Source organism: Promicromonospora sp. CA-289599 (assembly GCF_050936155.1).
GTDB lineage: Bacteria > Actinomycetota > Actinomycetes > Actinomycetales > Cellulomonadaceae > Promicromonospora.
In genome coordinates this window covers 207,278-224,767 of record NZ_JBNJNI010000001.1, presented here as the reverse complement: position 1 = coordinate 224,767, position 17,490 = coordinate 207,278, and the positions used below count along the sequence as shown (strand labels likewise).

The following is a 17,490-nucleotide window of genomic DNA, read 5'->3' as shown; positions in this document are numbered from 1 at the left end:
CGAGACGCTCGCGTCTTGTGGTGTGTCGTGCCCCCCGCCGAAGGGCTGGCGCAAGGACCTTGCGGAGCGATCACTTCAGATCGAAGCTGGACATCCGGCTGCAGAGTCCGACGACAAGTCACTCGTACCGCAGGACGAGACGCTTCGGTGAGAGGCCAACTGGTAGCGGCGTTCACCACTGGTGTCTTTGCTGCGACGGGGTGCCGGGCGAGATGACCCCGACCTGGGCTGCGGGTCGAGCGCCGAGTGCTGAAGCTGGGCCCGTTGGCGGGTGGGTGGCCCGTGCCTACTTTCTCAGGGGCGTTCGCGGAATCGGACATGAGCGTGGTGAGGAGTTGCTGCACCGCCCGGCGCAACGCGTCCGGCGTGGACTCGGTCGCGTAGCGCGGCGGCTGGGGGTCGTTGACATTGACCGGTGACTTTCGCCCTGTCTACGGTGTGGCGTCTGAACGGGGGGAACGGCGCAAGGTGCTGCCCTGGACTCTTGCGTCGTGTGGGGAAGGCCGTACATGTTTGCTCGCGAGGCTCGCGCCTGGTCGGTTCGAGGGATCGCGATGGTGACGATCACGGCAGTCGCTGTGGTCATGACTGGTTGCACAAGAGCCACGGATGCCCCGCCGCCGACGTCGACGGACGGCGGGGGCACGCCCGTGGTGGATGCCGGCTCTGAGCTGGAGAAGCTGCCCGACGTCGAACAGTTCCTGGAGCAGGCGGTCGCTCAAGTACGGCAGAAGTATCCGGATCAGGTTCCGGAGGACTTCACAGCCGCCTCGATCATGGGTGAGCTGGACGCGATCGACAGTCATGTGCAGGCCGACGGTGTGCTCGACTACGCCGCAGCGACCAGCGACCCCGCGATCACCGCAGACACGCTTGACCCATACGCGCGAACATATCGGGCCTTGGGCGGTGAACTGACCGGTGTCAAAGCTGCGGACGCCGACGCGGCCAGCGGGAATGACACCGACGCGACGGCTCAGGGCCCAGGCAGCGATGACACGTCACCGACGTCGGTTGAACACGTTTCGACCGTCCGATTCCAGACCGCTGACGAGGTGCAGGCTGAGAAGGAGAAGGACGATCCCAGGGTCGGCTACCAGGGGCCGCGGCAGTTTGTTTCTGACAGACCCGAGTGGGTCGATGACTACCCGGCCGTCGGGGATGAGATCCTTCGAGGCAAAGTTCTCTACTTCGAAGCAGAATACAGTCTGGCGCGTATGCGCTTTTCGGCAGAGCTCGACAACTACCTGAGTGAACGCGTGGGCGAGGATCAAACGGTCCTCTTCTGGGGCGAGATCATGGACGGTCCTCTTGGCGCATGCATTGTGAGCACCGAGGTGTACGACGAACAGGTATTCGAGCAGGACGCGGAGGCTTCAGAGATCTGCCTGACCCGGACGGTCAGCGGATCCACTGTTCCGGAGCCGCTGCTCCCGCTCGATTCGCCCATTCCGGAACCTGCTGTGGCCATTGAGGCAGACGTCCAGCAGTTGATCATTCAGGAACTCTGGCCGATCGTGAAAGACTTCATCGGCCTGACCGACCTGGAGAAGTGCTTCACCGAGGCGGACATTCTCGCGTGCATGATGACGCTGATCAACCTGCTGCCCGTCGGGAAGGCGATCAAAGTCGTCAAGGCGATCCCGGCGGTCGTCAGAGCCGTCGAGAAGATCGTCACGTTCGTCGCGACGAAGGGAAAGAAGCTGCCGGTCGCGGTGCCGGCGGGGTGTTTCGCATCCTTTGCCGGATCGACGCCGGTGCTGATGGCCGACGGGACGCACCAGCCTATCCGGGACGTCCGGCCTGGTGACTACGTCCATGCGACGGATCCGGTATCCGGCGTGAACGGCCCGCGACGGGTGATCGACACGTTCGTCCACCCTGACATGCTCGTGGACCTCAGACTCGCCAGCGGTGCCAGGATCACCACTACCGCCGACCACCCGTTCTGGTCGTCGACGGACCGCACGTTCGAGGACGCGAAGGACCTCGCTCTTGGCGAGAAGGTCCTGTCGGCGGACGGGACCGAACTTGCTGTCGGAGGGCTCGACACTGGAGCGGTACGTGAAGGAGCGGCCTACAACCTCGCGGTTCTCGACCTGCACACCTACCACGTGGGCGACGCTGAAGTCCTTGTTCACAATTCCGGATGCCTCGCGGTGCTCAAGAACTGGAAGCCGAAGACATTCAGGTATGGCAACACCACGCTGGTCCTCCAGCGCGGCAGGATGCAGCACATTCTCGAAAGGCATCACCCGACGTACTTCGACCCGGAGCAGGCGAGGCTGAAGAACGACTTCTTCAGAGAGTCCAGGACCCCCGATGAGATTGTTGGCCTCATTGACGAGGTCGTCCGGCAGAGGACTGACGAGTTGGCGGCCATCGCGCGAAGGTCAAAACCCGAGCAGCAGCGTGGCGAGGTAGAGGCTACGATCGACGGCGTGACATACCTGCTTGCCGTGAAACAAGGAGCGATCCGATCGTTCTTCCCTGTGGGTGGTGAGTAGACCGTGAGTGATATCGCTATTCAGACGTACCTATATGACCGCCACGGGTCTCGGAAATTCGAGCCAGTTCAGGACATAGAAAACTTCACTCAGAAGAGGTCGGGGTATGTGGAAGGGTTCATCAGTATGACAATTGACGGGACCGAAATGTTCGGTCCCGATCTCTGGGATGATATGGGAATGCTTTGGCCGGGGCTGACCGTCATGCTCGACGATTGCCGCGAGAGCCGTGCGGGAAAGACAAGCCTCACGGAGCGGGCGATCCCAATACGCCTGGAAGCCATTCGGAGCTGGCCAGGTTTTCTGCTGCTGACGGTCGGGCGGCCCGAAGGTGACCATTACGGGGTGGAGGCTCGCCGTGCATCGGTTGCGGCGGCTGATTTGTATCCTGCCGTCGCACGCGCCTACCTCGATACGTTCGCAAACTTCAGACGCATCGATGTCCCTGAGGACATCGGCGTGGTAAGTGAAATGATGGACAAGCACCTACGATCCTGGATCGAGACGTCCCGGGACTCCTGGTCCAAGATCTTCCCTGGATGATCTCGACGCGAAGCGTGCCTGACCTTGATGAGGGTTGCTGCGGATTGCCGAGGCTCGATCGATCGGATTCGCAGATGCAGAGTTGCAGGGGCGCATCGACGGAGAACGGGCCGCCGGACCAGTCACCGAAGCGCTCAACGAGCTGGAGGCCGCCGCGCGAGAGGAGCGGTGGCAGTTCCTGCGGGAAAATGCTCCTGATCTCGAGCGGTGCGACGACGAAGCCAGGTTCGGATGGGTGCGTGGCTGGCGACGGAGTCAGTTCTCCCACCGGCCCATTGGTGCGCACTCGACTACGTCATCACTTGGGGTATGTGGACCGACGGCTGACCTTGGCGTTGTAGAACAGCGGGTTCGTACGTGCAGAACAGCGACTTACGGGATGTCATGGTGCTGGCGGCAGCCACGGACTGAGATCCACGCGGGTCGGGTGTCGTCGAGCGGTGCCAGGGGATCGTGAGCCTTGAGCCTGAGCGGGTAGGTTGAGCGCCGCTGCCTCCGGAGCGCTCGGCGAGCTAGGAGGCCGGCTGCCTGGCACTCCGGCGCTTCGGGCCCGGACGCCGCGCGTCCGCGGCGCGAGCCTGCGCTGCCATGCCGGCGACGAACTCTTCCTTGGTCAAGGGTCCGGCGGTCAGCGACGTGGTCTCTCCCGGCCTGAGCCCGTCAAGAAGCAGCGGCAGGAACCGCCGCCAGCTGTCCGGCGCCACGGGACCGAACAGCCGCACCACCTCACCCAGCAACGTCGCGAGCACCGCGAGATCGGAGACCGTCACATCCTGGCGGATGGAGCCTTGCTTCTTCGCCTTTGCCAGCAGCGTGCTCAGGCTGTCGCCGATCCGGCGATGGACCTCCAGCATCGGCGCCGACTCGGGATCGGTGGCCAGGACGTCCCTGAGCACCTGCTGGGTCGCCTGCGGCTCGACGGTGGCCCGGAAGAACTCGGCCAGCCCGGCCCAGCCGTCCGCCATCGAGGCGGACGCCTCGGCGGCCTGGAGCATCGACTCCAGCGACGATTCCAAGGCCGCGAAGGCCAGCTCGGTCTTGTCCGAGAAGTGGCGATAGGCGGTGCCGACACCGACCCCGGCCGCGCGCGCGACGTCGTCGAGGGTAGGCGCGAGCCCGCGCTCGTCGAACAACCTCAGCGCTGCGTCGACAAGCGCCTGACGGTTCTGGGCAGCATCGCTGCGCACGCGTATCCCCCTTCGGGCGGAGTGGTTACCGGAGAGAACTATCTCCAATAGGCTAGCCTGAGATAAGCGGAGACCAATCTCCATATCTGATCCGGACTGCCCCGCGGTTCGGGCTGCTCCGAAGGGTTGACGATGAATCAGGATCCTGTCGCACGGGTCATCTTGGGCACCATGACGTTCGGTCATCGCGGGCGTGGTGTCCGCATCGACGACCCCGCTCAGGTGCAGCGGCTCATCGACGAGCTGGCCGCCCACGGTCACCACGAGCTCGACACGTGCTACGTGTACGGGGGCGGGACCTGTGAGGAGTTGCTCGGCGAGCTGCGTGCGGCCGAGCGCTTCGGTCTCGCCATCAGGTTCGACCCGGTGGCGACCCCGCACGGCCATGAGCCCGACATCCTGATCCGCAGCGTTCGAGCAAGTCTCGAGCGCCTGGCGACGACGAAGGTCCAGATCCTGTACCTGAACCTCCGCGACAGCGGGACACCGCTGAAGTCGACCCTCGGCGCCGTTCAGGAGCTGCACGAGGAGGGAGTGTTCGACGAGCTGGGCCTCAGCAACGTCGCCCCGGGGGACGTCGCGGAATGCGTCTCGATCGCGGAACGGCAGTCCTGGATCAAGCCGTCGGTCTATCAGGGTCTCTACAACGCGATCAGTCGCGCCGTCGAGCCTGAGCTCCTGCCGGAGCTTCGCCGGCACGATATCCGTTTCCATGCGTACAACCCCTTGGCGGGCGGGGCCTTCGCGCCTGGTTTCGGGCAGGCCGATCGCGTCGAGAGCGGTTCCCGTTTCGACGACAGGCAGCCACAGGGCAAGGAGTACCGCTCCCGGTACTGGAACGACGCCTACCTGGCTGGACTCGATGAGGTCCGGCAGGCTTGCCGCTCCGGCGGGATCGCCCCGATCGAGGCTGCTCTCCGCTGGCTCGTTCACCATTCCCGGCTCGACGCCCGGTCGGGCGACGGGATCATCCTGGGCGCCTCGTCACTGGGGCACCTGCAGCAGAACCTCGCCGCTGTCGAGGCCGGGCCGCTGCCGGGCGCCGTCGTCACGGCGCTCGACCGGGCGGCCGAGATCACCCGCCCCGCCTGGCCGCCGGTCGCCCGGACCGTGTAGCCGGGTCGCGTCGGTCGGGGTGCGACCGGCCCGATTGTGAGGCCTGCCTCAGGTTGTGTATATTGCAAACCGAGGCAGGCCTCACCTTATGACCGGGTGGGTCTCTCACTTCGACCTGGAGGCGAGCAGTGAGCAGCATGGACAAGGAACTACTTCAGGCCTTCGAGGCGGTCGCCGCGGCGGCTCCTCCGCAGCCACCTGCACGAGGGGACTGGGCCGGGCGGCGCGTGCTGATCAACGGGCTCTACGACGCGCTCGGCGCCGCAGCTCCGCCTGAGGGCGACGTGGACGTCGTCGACTTCACCGTGCCGTCGTCGGACGGGCATGCAGTGGCGCTGCGGATGTACAAGCCGTCGACCACACCTGAGGTGCTTGTGGTCTACGTGCACGGCGGCGGTCTTCTCGGGGGAAGTCTGGACGGCTCCGACCACGTCTGCCGCCGCTACGCTGCGGAGGCCGGCGTCGCGGTGGTCTCGGTCGGCTACCGACTGTCGCCCGAGGCCCCGTTTCCGTCCGCCGTCGAGGACTGTGTCGCGGCCGTTCGATGGGCCGTGGAGCATGCCCGGGAGCGCGTCCCGGGAGCGCGCGTCGCGATCATGGGGGAGTCCGCCGGTGGCGGGTTGGCCGCCACGACGGCACTGGCCTGCCGGGATGGGCAGATCGGGCCCCTGGCGGCACAGATCCTTGTCTACCCGATGCTCGACGACCGCACCGCGACCGCATCCCCAGCCGCCGAGCCGTTCCTGGTCTGGTCGGTCGACGACAACGTCACCGGCTGGAAGGCATACCTGGGCGACGCGTACGGCGCCGACGATCTTCCGGCGACCGCCTCGATCGCCCGCGCCCAAGTGCTGGGCGGGCTACCCGCGGCCTACCTGGAGGTCGGCGAGCTCGATCTGTTCTGCGCCGAGACCATCACCTTCGGCAAGGGGCTCATCGAGGAAGGCGTGTCCGTACGACTGTCCGTGCTGCCCGGTGCCTATCACGGCTTCGACCAGCTCGCCCCCGAGTCCCGGATCGCCCGCCAGGCCTTCGCGGACCGCATCGCCTTTCTGCAGAGCCTGTGATCGTCACCGGCCTCGTCCGGCAGCGGCGCACTCACCCGAACACCCAGGGAGCCCATTCGTGAAGAACAAGACAGCCCTCGTCACCGGATCCACCAGCGGCATCGGCCGCGCCATCGCAGTGGCGCTGGCGCGGCGCGGCGCTCATGTGGTGGTCTCGGGCCGGCACGCCGATCGCGGCGCGGAGGTCGTGAACAGCATCCGTTCCGAGGGCGGACGGGCCGACTTCGTCGGCGCCGACCTGTCGGACGCCCGGTCGGCGACGGAGCTGGCCGTCAAGGCCGCCGCGATCGCCGAGTCCGCGGGCGGAACACTCGACATCCTGGTGAACAACGCCGGGATCGGAGCTGGCGGGCCGACCTCCGGGACCGAGGAGTCGATCTTCGACGCCGTGCTGGCCACCAACCTGAAGGCTCCGTTCTACCTGGTCGGCCACCTCGCACCGGCGATGGCAGCGCGCGGATACGGCGCTATCGTCAACATCTCGACGCTGGCCGCCGCCCGCGCCCTGCCCGGCCTGTCCGTCTACGGGGCGAGCAAAGCGGCATTGGACCTGCTGACCAAGAGCTGGGCCGCCGAGTTCGGCGCCGCCGGCGTGCGCGTGAACTCCGTCAGCCCCGGGCCGACCCGAACGCCCGGATCGGAGGCTCTCGGTGAAGGGCTCCGCGAGCTCGCGGCCCAGGCCCCGCTCGGATTCGTGGCGGATCCCGAGGACATCGCCGCCGCGGTCTCGTTCCTGGTCGGCGACGAGGCCAGATTCATCACCGGTACCACCTTGCACGTGAACGGCGGACGGACGGCGACCTGACAGGACGGCGGGCGCCCGTGCGGCGCCCGCCCGCGCCGAAGGCGGCTGAACTGAGGAGTGCCTCATGTTGTATCTTCGTCGGGTGGGAGACACCAGTCGGAACCGGCCACCCCAGCAGCTGCGTCGTGACGCGGCCCAGAACCGCGAACGGATCATCAAGACCGCCCAGGGGGTCTTCGCCGAACGCGGTATCGACGCCTCACTGGAACACATCGCCAAGCAAGCAGGTGTTGCGATCGGCACCGTGTACCGGCACTTCCCGCAGCGCATCGACCTTCTGCTGGCTGCCTTCGCCGCCAAGTTCGACACCTTCATGGCCGCAGGCGATGCCGCGATCGACGCGGAAGACCCCTGGGACGGGCTGAGCTCCTTCCTCGAGGTGCTGTGTGAGATGCAGGCGGGCGACCGGGGGTTCAACGACTTCGTGTCGATGCGGTTCCCCGCGAGCAAGGAAACCGAAGCCATGCACGACCGCGTCTGCTCGGTGATGGAAACGATCCTGAGCCGTGCCCAGAGCGCGAAGCTCGCGCGGCCCGACCTCACGATCGGCGACCTGATCGCTGTGACCTGGGCCAACAGCCGGATCATCGAGGCCACCTCCGACATCGCTCCCCGCGCGTGGCGCCGGCAGCTGATGCTGCTCCTCGACTCCTTCCGCTACCGAGGCGAGGTACATCTCGCGGAGCCGCCGCTGACCGACGAGCAGCTGTACGCCGCGATGGCCCGCCTCGGCAACCACTGATCAGCCGGCGCGTCGCGGGCCGCCGCGCCGAGCCTCCGCGGCACGGGCTTGCCGTGCCATGGCACCGAGGAAGTCCTCCTTGCTGAGCGGCGCGACGGACACCGCCGTGGTCGCGCCCGGCCGCAAGCCGTCGAGCAGCAAGGGCATGAACCGCTTCCAGATGTCCGGCGCCACCGGTCCGAACCGCCGCACGACCTCACCCAGGAGGGTCACGAGCACAGCGATGTCGGAACTGACCACGTCCTCACGAACGGTTCCTTGCCGCTGTGCCCTGGCCAGCAGCACGGTCATGCTGGCGCCGACGCGGCGGTACACCTCGAGCATCGACGCCGACTCGGGGTCGGTGGTCAGGGCATCCCGGAGTGCGTGCTGACCGGCCTGTGCCTGGATGGTGACCTCGAAGAACTCGACGAGCCCCGACCACCCGTCAGGTGCGGACGCGGCTGCCTCGGCGGCTCGAAGCATCTCCTGCACGGAAGCTTCGAGCGCCGCGAAAGCCAGCTCGGTCTTGTTGGGGAAGTGCCGGTACGCGGTGGCGACCCCGACCCCCGCCGCCTGCGCGACGTCGTCCAGTGTCGGCGCGAGGCCGTGCTCGTTGAACAGCCTGAGCGCCGCCTCGATCAGTGCCGCACGATTCCGGGCAGCGTCACTGCGCATCCCGCGTCTCCTGTCGGTGGAGGATCCGCGAGGGAGCGGCGCCGCAGAGGCGCCACTCCCTCGACTGGTACCTACTGTCCGGCGGGCGTCGCGCCTTGCGCCAGGCGAGCAACGTGATCCCACTTCTCGAACTCCGCGATCCTGCTCGCGTACTCCGCCCGCATCGGCTCGACGCCGTTGATGCCGAAGAGCACCCGCAGCGGAGGCTCGGGAGCGTCGACGATCGCGAGGACGGCATCCACGGTGGCAGCCGGATCGCCCGTCACGAACGGGCTGTCCGCCGCGCCCGCCATGAGCCCCTGGCGCACCGAGTCGTACTCGGGCATCGGCTCGACCGCCGGGGCGTTGGCGCCGAGTTCTGTCGCGAACGTCAGAGGTTCGACCAGCGTCACGTGAATGCCCTGACCGGCAACCTCGGCGGCAAGCGCCTGGCTCACGGCTTCCAGCGCCCACTTGGACGAGTGGTAGAGCCCCATGGTCGGGTACGCCACCAGGCCCCCGTACGACGAGACCTGGATGATGCGACCGTGACCCTGAGCCCGCATACCGGGCAGTGCCGCCCGCGTCGTCCACAGCGGCCCGAAGAAGTTCACGTCGTACTGGGCGCGAGCCTGCTCCTCGGAGACTTCCTCCACCGTCCCCATCAGAGCCTGACCCGCATTGTTGACGAGCACGTCGATCCCGTCGAAGTGGTCCTCGGCGGCATGGATCGCTTGCGCGGCCGCCGCGGAGTCGGCGACGTCGAGCTCAAGAGCCAGCACCTGCTCGCCGAACTTGGCCACCAGTGGCTCGAGCGACGCCGCGCTGCGCGACGTGGCAGCAACCCGGTCGCCACGCTCCAGCGCGGCGGTGGCCCAGTGAAAACCGAGGCCCCGAGATGCGCCGGTGATGAACCAGGTGAGGGGGGCGCGTGATGATGACATTCCAGTGTTCCTTCTCTTCGAGGTCTTCTTGCGGTGATCCCCGTCGGCCTTCGAGACCGCGGGGCTTCGGTGTGCCGGCGGAATCAGGTCTCGATGGTGGACATGTTGTCGTCGTCGTGACGGGCACCGGCAGCGGCGCTGAGGCTGTCGAGACGGTCGAGGTGGGAGCGGGTCAGCTCGACGTCGTCGGCCGCGGCGTTCTCCTCGACCCGCGCCACGCGCTTGGTGCCCGGGATCGGTGCGATGTCGTCGCCCTGCGCGAGCAGCCAGGCCAGGGCGACCTGGGCCGGCGTGGCTGCCACCTGGTCCGCGATGTCCTTGATCTCGTCGACGATGCGCAGGTTGTCGGCGAAGTTCTGCGCGAGGAAGCGCGGATTGGTCTTGCGCCAGTCGTCATCGGCGATGTCGTCGGTCGAGCGGAACTGTCCGGTGAGGAAGCCGTGCCCGAGCGGTGAGTAGGGGACGAGTCCGATGCCGAGCTCCCGCAGGACCGGCAGGATCTCCACCTCGACGTCGCGGCTCCACAGCGAGTACTCGGTCTGCAGCGCGGTCACCGGATGGACCGCGTGAGCGCGGCGGATCGTAGCGGCGCTCGCCTCCGACAGGCCGATGTGGAGGATCTTGCCTTCGGTGACCAGATCGGCGAGCACTCCGACCGTCTCTTCGATCGGGGTCTTCGGGTCGACCCGGTGCTGGTAGTAGAGATCGATGTGGTCGGTCCCCAGCCGCTTGAGGGAACCCTCGATGGCGTGGCGGACGTTCTCCGGGCTGCTGTCGATGAAGCTCGAACCGGACCCGGTGTGCTGGAGTATGCCGAACTTGGTGGCAAGCACCACCTGGTCGCGGCGCCCTGCGATGGCGCGACCGACCAGCTCCTCGTTGACGAAGGGGCCGTAGACCTCGGCGGTGTCGAGGTGGGTCACACCGAGCTCCAGCGCGCGATGGATGGTGCGCACGGACTCCGTGTCGTCGCGGCCGGCGAGGTCGTACATGGCCGACATCCCCATGGCTCCGAGTCCGATGCGCGACAACCGGAGACCGTTGATCGAGACATGCTGCATGGTGACGCCCCTTGCTAATCGGAGATTGATCTCCGTTTGAGCGTAGCACGAGATGCCGGCCAGGTCCTGGGGTGCCCTGATCGGCTCGGAGCGAAGCGTCCGCTACGCTGGAAGTTCAAGCGGAGACAAATCTCCATTTAATGAAGGAGGCGTAGATCATGGGATGGAAAGTGAGTCGACTCTTCGGCTTCGGCAAGCGGCTGGCCGTCGGCGTGCTGACTCTGTCGTTGGCGGTCGGTGGGGCTCTGGTCGCTGCCACGGGCGAGCCGGCAGCGTCGGCGGCTGCCCAGGAGGTGGCGGCTCGGCACCTGACCGGGACCTTGCGCTCCGGGGCGACCTACGTGATGGACGTGCCGGAGCAGTGGAACGGCACCGTGCTGCTGTTCAGCCACGGCATCAATCCGGCTGGTCTCGGTAACCCCAACCCCGCGCGGAACGCGGTCGGCAACGGCGATGCGCAGGCGCTGCTGAGCCGGGGCTATGCCTTGATCGGCTCCTCGTATGCCGACCACGGCTGGGTCATCCAGGACGCGGTACCCGATCAGATCGCCACCCTGGCGACGTTCGAGCGTCAGTTCGGCGAGCCCCGGCGGACCATCGCCTGGGGAGAGTCGATGGGTGGCCTGGTGACGACCGCGATCGCCGAACAGCACCCCGACGTCATCGACGGGTCGCTGGCGATGTGTGGACTTGTCATGGGAGGTGTGGCCGAGTGGAACGCGGCCCTGGACGCCACCTATGCCTTCAAGACACTGGTGGCACCGAGCTCGACCGTCCCGTTGGTGGACATCGGCACGACGGCGAAGGGCCTCGAGTACGGCAGGACGTTCGGTCAGCTGGTCGACCAGGCGCAGGAGACGCCGCAGGGGCTTGCGCGGATCGCACTCGCGGCGGCCCTGTACGACGTACCGGGCCACAACGCGATCGGTCAGACCGAGCCGGCCCCGCGCAATGTCGAAGCCATCGCGAGGAACCAGGCGGCCGGCCTGTCCGGCGAGGTGTTCAATGCTCAGTTCCTGCTGCGCGCCGACGCGGAGCAGTGGGCCGGTGGAAACATGTCCTGGAACACGGGCGTCGACTACGCCTCGCTGTTGCGCCGGTCGGCCAACTACCGGACGGTCGAGACTCTCTATCGTCGCGCCGGTCTCTCCCTCGGTGCCGACCTGGGGCGGCTGGCTGCTGGACAGCGCATCTCCGCCGTACCGGCGGCCAAGGAGTACATGACTCGCTACGGCTCGCTGACCGGGCAGCTGCGCAAGCCGCAGCTCAACATCCACACCACCGGCGACGGTCTCGTCCCCGTCACGGCCGAGCATGCCTACCGCGCCGCCGTTCGTCAGGCGGGCAAGGAGTCGCTGCTGCGCCAGGCCTACGTCGAGGCGCCCGGGCACTGCAACTTCTCTCCTGGTGAGGTGGTGGCCTCGGTCGAGACCGTCATCGCGCGCGTCGAGACCAAGCGCTGGCCGTCGACCACCGCTGCCGCCCTCAACCGCCGATCCGCCGCCGTCGTGGCCACCCCGCCCGCCGACGCCAGGCCCTTCACGCCCAGCGAGTTCATCGAGCACGACCCAAGCCCCTACCTCAGGCCCTTCACCGCCCGAAGGCCAGGTACTGGCTGGCTGAGCGCGGCTGGTGAGCTAGGTCGTTGACGGACGGGCCCCGCGGACGCCAAGTCCGCGGGGCTCCTCTGCTTTCCGACGTACCGGTCGTCGAGTAGCGGAATCCAGCTTCGTACCGGGTTGCGGGAAGGTTCGAACGCCTTGACGGAGCGGCGTGTTAGCGCTCACAATCTGGTCAAAGCCGACGAGGTCTGGATTGCAGGGCGCCTTGCTTCGTCGGAGTTTCGATGGGGTGCGGACGCGCCATGAGCAGGACAGATGTGAGCGCTAACAGTTCTCTCGCATGCGCACGGTACGGGTCGCGGCGCACCTCTCGGGGTGAACCGGCCGGCTTTCTTGATCAAGGAGGATCATGTCTGCCTTTTCTCGTTCTTCATCGGTCGCGCCGCCACTGCGGCGGCGACGCTGGCTGATGCGGTTCGTCGCCGCCGGGGTTGCGGCAGTGGTGGCCGCTGGTGGCACGGTCCCGGTCACCGGACCGGCCGCGGCCGCCCAGGCCGCCGACGAGTGGAATCCCGAGTCCTCGTACACGACGACGGATGCCGGCGACGGCTCCTACACGGTTCCCATGCTGAATTCCGACGTGCCGGATGTCAGTGTCGAGCGCGTCCCCGCGTCGCAGAACGACGAAGGGCGCGACATCTACTACATGGTCAGCACGACGATGCATCTCAGCCCGGGCGCACCGATCATGAAGTCGTACGACCTGGTCAACTGGGAGATCGTGAGCTACGCGTTCGATCGCCTCGACATCAGTGACGCCGCGTCCTTGCGCAACGGCTCGAACTCCTACGGGCAGGGGCAGTGGGCGTCGTCGATCCGATTCCGCGACGGCACCTTCTACGTGCTCATCAATTCGCTGAACCTCGGCGGCGCCTTCCTCTACCGCACCGACGACATCGAGGACGGAGCGTGGACGAAGACGGCGTTCGGTCGAGGCTTCCACGACCCATCGCTCTTCTTCGACGAGGCCGACGGCGGAACGCCGTACATCATCTATGGCGGCGTCAGCGCGGTTCGGCTGAACCCGACGCTGACGGCGGTCGAGCAGGACTTTCCGGACTTCATCCGGCGCAGCGACTACGCGGACAAGCCGTACATCGGCAGCGACGGGATCTTCGAGGGCGCCCAGGTGTCCTTCATCGACGGGTACTACTACGTGGTGATGATCACCTGGCGCAGCAACGGTCGACAGGTCGTCATGTTCCGCTCGACCGAACTTCTGGGGCGCCTCGCGGACACATCGGCGCCCTACGAGTCTTATGGAGCGCTGGCCTCGAACGGATTCGCGCAGGGCAGTCTCGTGCCCGTCTCGAATGACGCGGGCGGCGACGACTGGCACGGTTTCTTCTTCCGCGACTCGTATCCCGTCGGTCGCATCCCGGCGCTGATCCCGGCAACCTGGAGCAACGGGTGGCCGACCTTCGGCAACAACGGCGTCGTGCCGGTCGACGGCGTCTTTGACAAGCCGATCAGGCTCACCCCTGAGCAGGAGCGATTCGAGCGCCTCAAGAGCGTCGTCGTGTCCGACGACTTCGCCAACGATGCACCGCGCCGCGCCTACCAGGACGAGGAGTGGACGCTCCCGACACCGCCCGACATCGACGAGTCACTGGTCGGCGTCGAACTCTTCGCCAATCCCGGCGTCGAGTCCGGAAGCACCGAGGGCTGGATCGTCAACGACGGCGCGACGCTCTCGACGACGACGGACGCACGCGCCGGCACGACGGCTCTGGCGGTCACCGGGCGGAGCGCCACGGGATCGGGGCCGGCGCAGGACGTCACCGCCAAGGTGCAGCACGGCGTCACGTACGACGTCTCGGCATGGGTCAAGTACGACAACCCTGCGAGCCCGGAGACCAAGCAGTTCCTCATCACTGCCCGGTACGGCGGCAACGACGCGACCTTCACCAACCTCACGCCCGCCACGGCCGTGACCCGCGGGAGCTGGGGCAAGGTGTCCGGGTCGTTCACGATTCCTGCATCCCAGGCTCTCTCCGACGTCCGCATCTTCATCGAGACTCCCTGGGTCAGCAATCCGTCGTCAGACCCTGACACGCACCTCATGGACTACAAGGTCGATGACGTCTCACTCGTCGGGCAGCCAGCCGCCGAGCTGCCGCATCCCGACGAGATCGCCCCGAACGGCTCGAACCTCGACCTGGCCTGGGAATGGAACCACACGCCCGACAACCGGTACTGGTCGCTCACCGACCGCGAGGGGTGGTTGCGGTTGACCGCGGGCAAGGTCGTCACCGGTGCGTACACGCACCGCGACAACGGTGGCGAGCTCACCTGGCTCGAGGAAGCGCGCAACACGCTCTCGCAGCGCTCTTTCGGACCTCGGCAGTCGGCCGAGACGAAGCTCGACATCTCGGGCATGAACGACGGCGGCGTCGCCGGACTTGCGGCGTTCGGCCAGGACTTCTCGTACATCGCGGTCAAGCGCGTGAACGGGGTGAACACGGTGGGGGTCGTCCATCGCGGACGTCCCTTCCCCGCACCGGCCGACCAGGCGGCGATCGAGACCTTCGTCCCGGGCACCGCTACCGCGCTCGGGAATGCCACGGAGGTGCACCTCAAGGCGGACCTGGACTTCACCCGGAGTGAGGGGCAGCTCTTCACGACCCTCTACTACAGCCTGGACGGGATCGACTGGACCCAGCTCGGCGACGCCGTCGGACCGCTCCAGTTCGGCGGATCGATCCACTTCATGGGACACCGGGTCGCGCTGTTCAACTACGCGACCCAGCAGACCGGCGGCCATGTCGACTTCGATCACTTCCTGCTGAGCGACACCCTGACGGCGCAGAACCAGCCGCTCGACAAGAGCGACCTGGAGGCAGCGATCGCCTACGCGGAATCGCTCGGCTCGGGGGACTATCCCGCCGAGGCCTGGGCGGCGATGCTCGACACGCTCGACGAAGCGCGAACAGTGGCAGCAGGGGAGGTCGGCACGCAGAACCAGATCGACGCCCCCGAGCGAGCGCTCAGCTATCAGCTCGCCCGCCTCGGAACGCTGAAGGGGCCGGACCCCACCGCCTGGTACGTGCTGCTGAACCGCGCCAGCGGTAAGGCCCTGGACGTCAGCGGTGTGTCCACTGCCGACGGCGCCCTGCTCCATCAGTGGACCCGTACGAACGCGAACAACCAGCAGTTCCAGTTCGTGGACGCCGGGGACGGCTACTACAAGATCAAGGCGCGGCACTCGGGCAAGGTGCTCGACGTGTCCGACTGGTCCACGGCCGACGGCGCAGCGATCCACCAGTGGACCGACCACGGCGGCGTCAACCAGCAGTTCCGGTTGGTTGACTCCGGTAACGGCTACGTCCGGTTGATCAACCGCAACAGCGACAAGGCGGTCGAGGTCCAGAACGCGGCGACGAACGACGGCGCGAACGTCGTGCAGTACAGCGACTGGGGCGGCAGCAACCAGCAGTGGCAGCTCGTCCGCTGAGCTGAGCGGCACGGACCCCGCCGACCCGGGTCCGTGCCGCCCAGAACCCGGTCCCGAGGCGGATCTCGGGACCGGGCACCCAGCAGGTTCAGGCGGAGCCACGAGGGGCGGCTTCCAGCTCTACCAGGGCGACGGCTCGTAGTCCTTCAGGAAGCAGCCGTACAGGTCGGTCCCGGCCTCGCCCTGGACGATCGGGTCGTAGACGCGGGCCGCGCCGTCGACCAGGTCGAGGGGCGCGTGCCAGCCCTCGGCCGCGATCCGCAGCTTCTCCTGGTGCGGGCGCTCGTCCGTGATCCACCCGGTGTCCACCGCGGTCATCAGGACCCGGTCCTTCTCGAACATCTCCGCCGCGGAGGTCCGGGTCAGCATGTTGAGGGCGGCCTTGGCCATGTTGGTGTGCGGGTGTCCGGCGGACTTGTACTTGCGGGAGAACTGCCCCTCCATCGCCGAGACGTTGACGACGTACCCGCGTCGCGCCTTGGACGTCGCGGCCCGCATCGCCGGCCGCAGCCGGGAGATGAGCAGGAACGGCGCGATCGCGTTGCAGAGCTGGACCTCGAGGAGCTCCAGCGGGTCGACCTCGTCCACGACCTGGGTCCACGAGTTGGTCGTCTGCAGGTCGGGGAGGAGCCCGCCGGCGTCGACGGCGGTGCCGGCCAGGTGGGCGTCCAGGGAGGCCGAGCCCGCGCGGAGCGCCAGCGCCGTCAGGGAGGCCGCGCTGTGCATCGCGACGGCGTCGTCCTGCGACTGTCCCTCGTGATGGGCGACCGACAGTGCGGTCAGTGCCCCCGCGATCGCGGCGGGGTGCGCCTCCGATATCCGGTCGAACGTGACCATCTCCGGCGCCACCAGCCCGTGGGGGAGCGGGGCGACCGGCGTCGACTCGCCCGTGACGAGCTGCGAGTAGGAACCCGGGGACCGGCGGACCGTCTGGCAGGCGTTGTTGACCAGGATGTCGAGCGGGCCGGCCGCGGCGACGTCGTCGGCCAGGGCGATCACCTGGGTGGGGTCACGCAGGTCGATCCCGACGATCTTGAGCCGGTGCAGCCAGTCGGCGGCGTCGGGCATCGCCGAGAAGCGGCGCACCGCGTCCTTCGGGAAGCGGGTGGTGATGGTGAGGTGGGCGCCGTCACGCAGCAGGCGCAACGCGATGTACATGCCGATCTTCGCGCGGCCCCCGGTGAGCAGGGCGCGGCGGCCGGTCAGGTCCGTGCGCTGGTCGCGCCGCGTGTGGCTCTTCGCGGCGCAGTCCGGGCACAGCCCGTGATAGAAGGAGTCGACAAGCGTGTAGTCCGACTTGCAGATGTAGCAGGCGCGCGCTGTGCGCAGTTCTCCGGCGAACGCCCCCGGCGCGGTCGAGACCAGCGGGATGCCGGCGGTCTCGTCGTCGATCCGCGCAGCCGAGCCGGTCGCCGTCTTCTCGATGACGCTCCGGTCGTGCGCCTGGATCTCCTCGCGGACCGCGGCCTTCCGGGACTTCTTGAGCAGCTTCCACATGTAACCGGTCGCCCGTTTTACGGTCTGGACGTCGGGATGGTTGGGGTCGAGGTCCTTGAGGCTGCCCAGCACCCGAAGGGTGGTGGCGAGCTCGTCCGGGTCGATCCCCGCGTTCGTTGGCACGCCGTAGGGTAACCGCCGCCCGGGCCGGAGCCCCAGTCGGAGCACCGTCGTCGCCTGCCCGACGGCGTCCCGCGCGGCCCGCGTTCGCACCACGTTAATCCTTTAGGTTCGTTGTCCCACGCCGCCCTCTCACCGGACAGTCATGACGCGCCCCGGCCCGCCGAGGCGTCGGCCATGTGCACCGAC

13 protein-coding genes are annotated in these 17,490 nt (G+C 67.4%); 8 read left to right on the top strand and 5 right to left on the bottom strand.

Annotated features, from left to right (window positions below; translation table 11 throughout):
* The first annotated feature begins 554 nt into the window (after window positions 1-554).
* Together ACQEVI_RS00935 and ACQEVI_RS00930 are read left to right on the top strand one after the other, a co-directional pair.
* Entirely contained in the window at window positions 555-2,507 is a 1,953-nt protein-coding gene (locus ACQEVI_RS00935; protein ID WP_432893747.1) for a polymorphic toxin-type HINT domain-containing protein, read from the top strand.
* Window positions 2,508-2,615: 108 nt separating this feature from the next.
* A complete protein-coding gene (locus ACQEVI_RS00930; protein WP_432893745.1) occupies window positions 2,616-3,050 on the top strand; it encodes a hypothetical protein in 435 nt (144 codons plus the stop codon).
* A gap of 512 nt (window positions 3,051-3,562) precedes the next feature.
* On the opposite strand, the gene ACQEVI_RS00925 is transcribed toward ACQEVI_RS00930, so the two are convergent.
* A complete protein-coding gene (locus ACQEVI_RS00925; RefSeq protein ID WP_432893743.1) occupies window positions 3,563-4,237 on the bottom strand; it encodes a TetR/AcrR family transcriptional regulator in 675 nt (224 codons plus the stop codon).
* Window positions 4,238-4,369: 132 nt separating this feature from the next.
* On the opposite strand from ACQEVI_RS00925, the gene ACQEVI_RS00920 reads away from it, so the two are divergent.
* The 4 genes from ACQEVI_RS00920 (at window position 4,370) to ACQEVI_RS00905 (ending at window position 7,967) form a co-directional block, all read left to right on the top strand.
* The gene (locus tag ACQEVI_RS00920; protein WP_432893741.1) at window positions 4,370-5,353 is read left to right on the top strand and encodes an aldo/keto reductase family protein; all 984 of its coding nucleotides are present in this window, start codon (window positions 4,370-4,372) and stop codon (window positions 5,351-5,353) included.
* Window positions 5,354-5,490: 137 nt separating this feature from the next.
* Entirely contained in the window at window positions 5,491-6,420 is a 930-nt protein-coding gene (locus ACQEVI_RS00915; RefSeq protein WP_432905740.1) for an alpha/beta hydrolase, read from the top strand.
* Between the two features lie 58 nt (window positions 6,421-6,478).
* Window positions 6,479-7,225: an SDR family NAD(P)-dependent oxidoreductase gene (locus ACQEVI_RS00910; RefSeq protein WP_432893739.1), complete on the top strand. Its 747-nt coding sequence runs from the start codon at window positions 6,479-6,481 to the stop codon at window positions 7,223-7,225.
* An 82-nt stretch (window positions 7,226-7,307) separates the two neighbouring features.
* Window positions 7,308-7,967 carry a TetR/AcrR family transcriptional regulator gene (locus ACQEVI_RS00905; RefSeq protein ID WP_432893737.1) on the top strand — a complete coding sequence of 220 codons (660 nt, stop codon included), beginning with the start codon at window positions 7,308-7,310 and terminating at the stop codon, window positions 7,965-7,967.
* Here ACQEVI_RS00905 and ACQEVI_RS00900 read toward each other — a convergent pair whose 3' ends face one another.
* From ACQEVI_RS00900 to ACQEVI_RS00890, 3 genes are all read right to left on the bottom strand, one after another.
* Complete coding sequence (locus ACQEVI_RS00900; RefSeq protein WP_432893735.1) at window positions 7,968-8,624, bottom strand: TetR/AcrR family transcriptional regulator; 657 nt, start codon at window positions 8,622-8,624, stop codon at window positions 7,968-7,970.
* A gap of 71 nt (window positions 8,625-8,695) precedes the next feature.
* Window positions 8,696-9,547, bottom strand: a complete 852-nt coding sequence (locus ACQEVI_RS00895) for an SDR family NAD(P)-dependent oxidoreductase (protein ID WP_432893733.1) — start codon at window positions 9,545-9,547, stop codon at window positions 8,696-8,698.
* An 83-nt stretch (window positions 9,548-9,630) separates the two neighbouring features.
* The gene (locus ACQEVI_RS00890; RefSeq protein WP_432893731.1) at window positions 9,631-10,608 is read right to left on the bottom strand and encodes an aldo/keto reductase; all 978 of its coding nucleotides are present in this window, start codon (window positions 10,606-10,608) and stop codon (window positions 9,631-9,633) included.
* A gap of 158 nt (window positions 10,609-10,766) precedes the next feature.
* On the opposite strand from ACQEVI_RS00890, the gene ACQEVI_RS00885 reads away from it, so the two are divergent.
* Together ACQEVI_RS00885 and ACQEVI_RS00880 are read left to right on the top strand one after the other, a co-directional pair.
* Entirely contained in the window at window positions 10,767-12,257 is a 1,491-nt protein-coding gene (locus tag ACQEVI_RS00885) for an alpha/beta hydrolase family protein (RefSeq protein WP_432893729.1), read from the top strand.
* A gap of 322 nt (window positions 12,258-12,579) precedes the next feature.
* Complete coding sequence (locus tag ACQEVI_RS00880) at window positions 12,580-15,684, top strand: RICIN domain-containing protein (protein ID WP_432893727.1); 3,105 nt, start codon at window positions 12,580-12,582, stop codon at window positions 15,682-15,684.
* Between the two features lie 120 nt (window positions 15,685-15,804).
* Here the strand turns inward: ACQEVI_RS00880 and ACQEVI_RS00875 are convergent, their stop codons facing one another.
* Window positions 15,805-17,304, bottom strand: coding sequence for an SDR family NAD(P)-dependent oxidoreductase (locus ACQEVI_RS00875; RefSeq protein WP_432893725.1), 1,500 nt, complete (start codon window positions 17,302-17,304; stop codon window positions 15,805-15,807).
* Window positions 17,305-17,490: the final 186 nt, after the last annotated feature.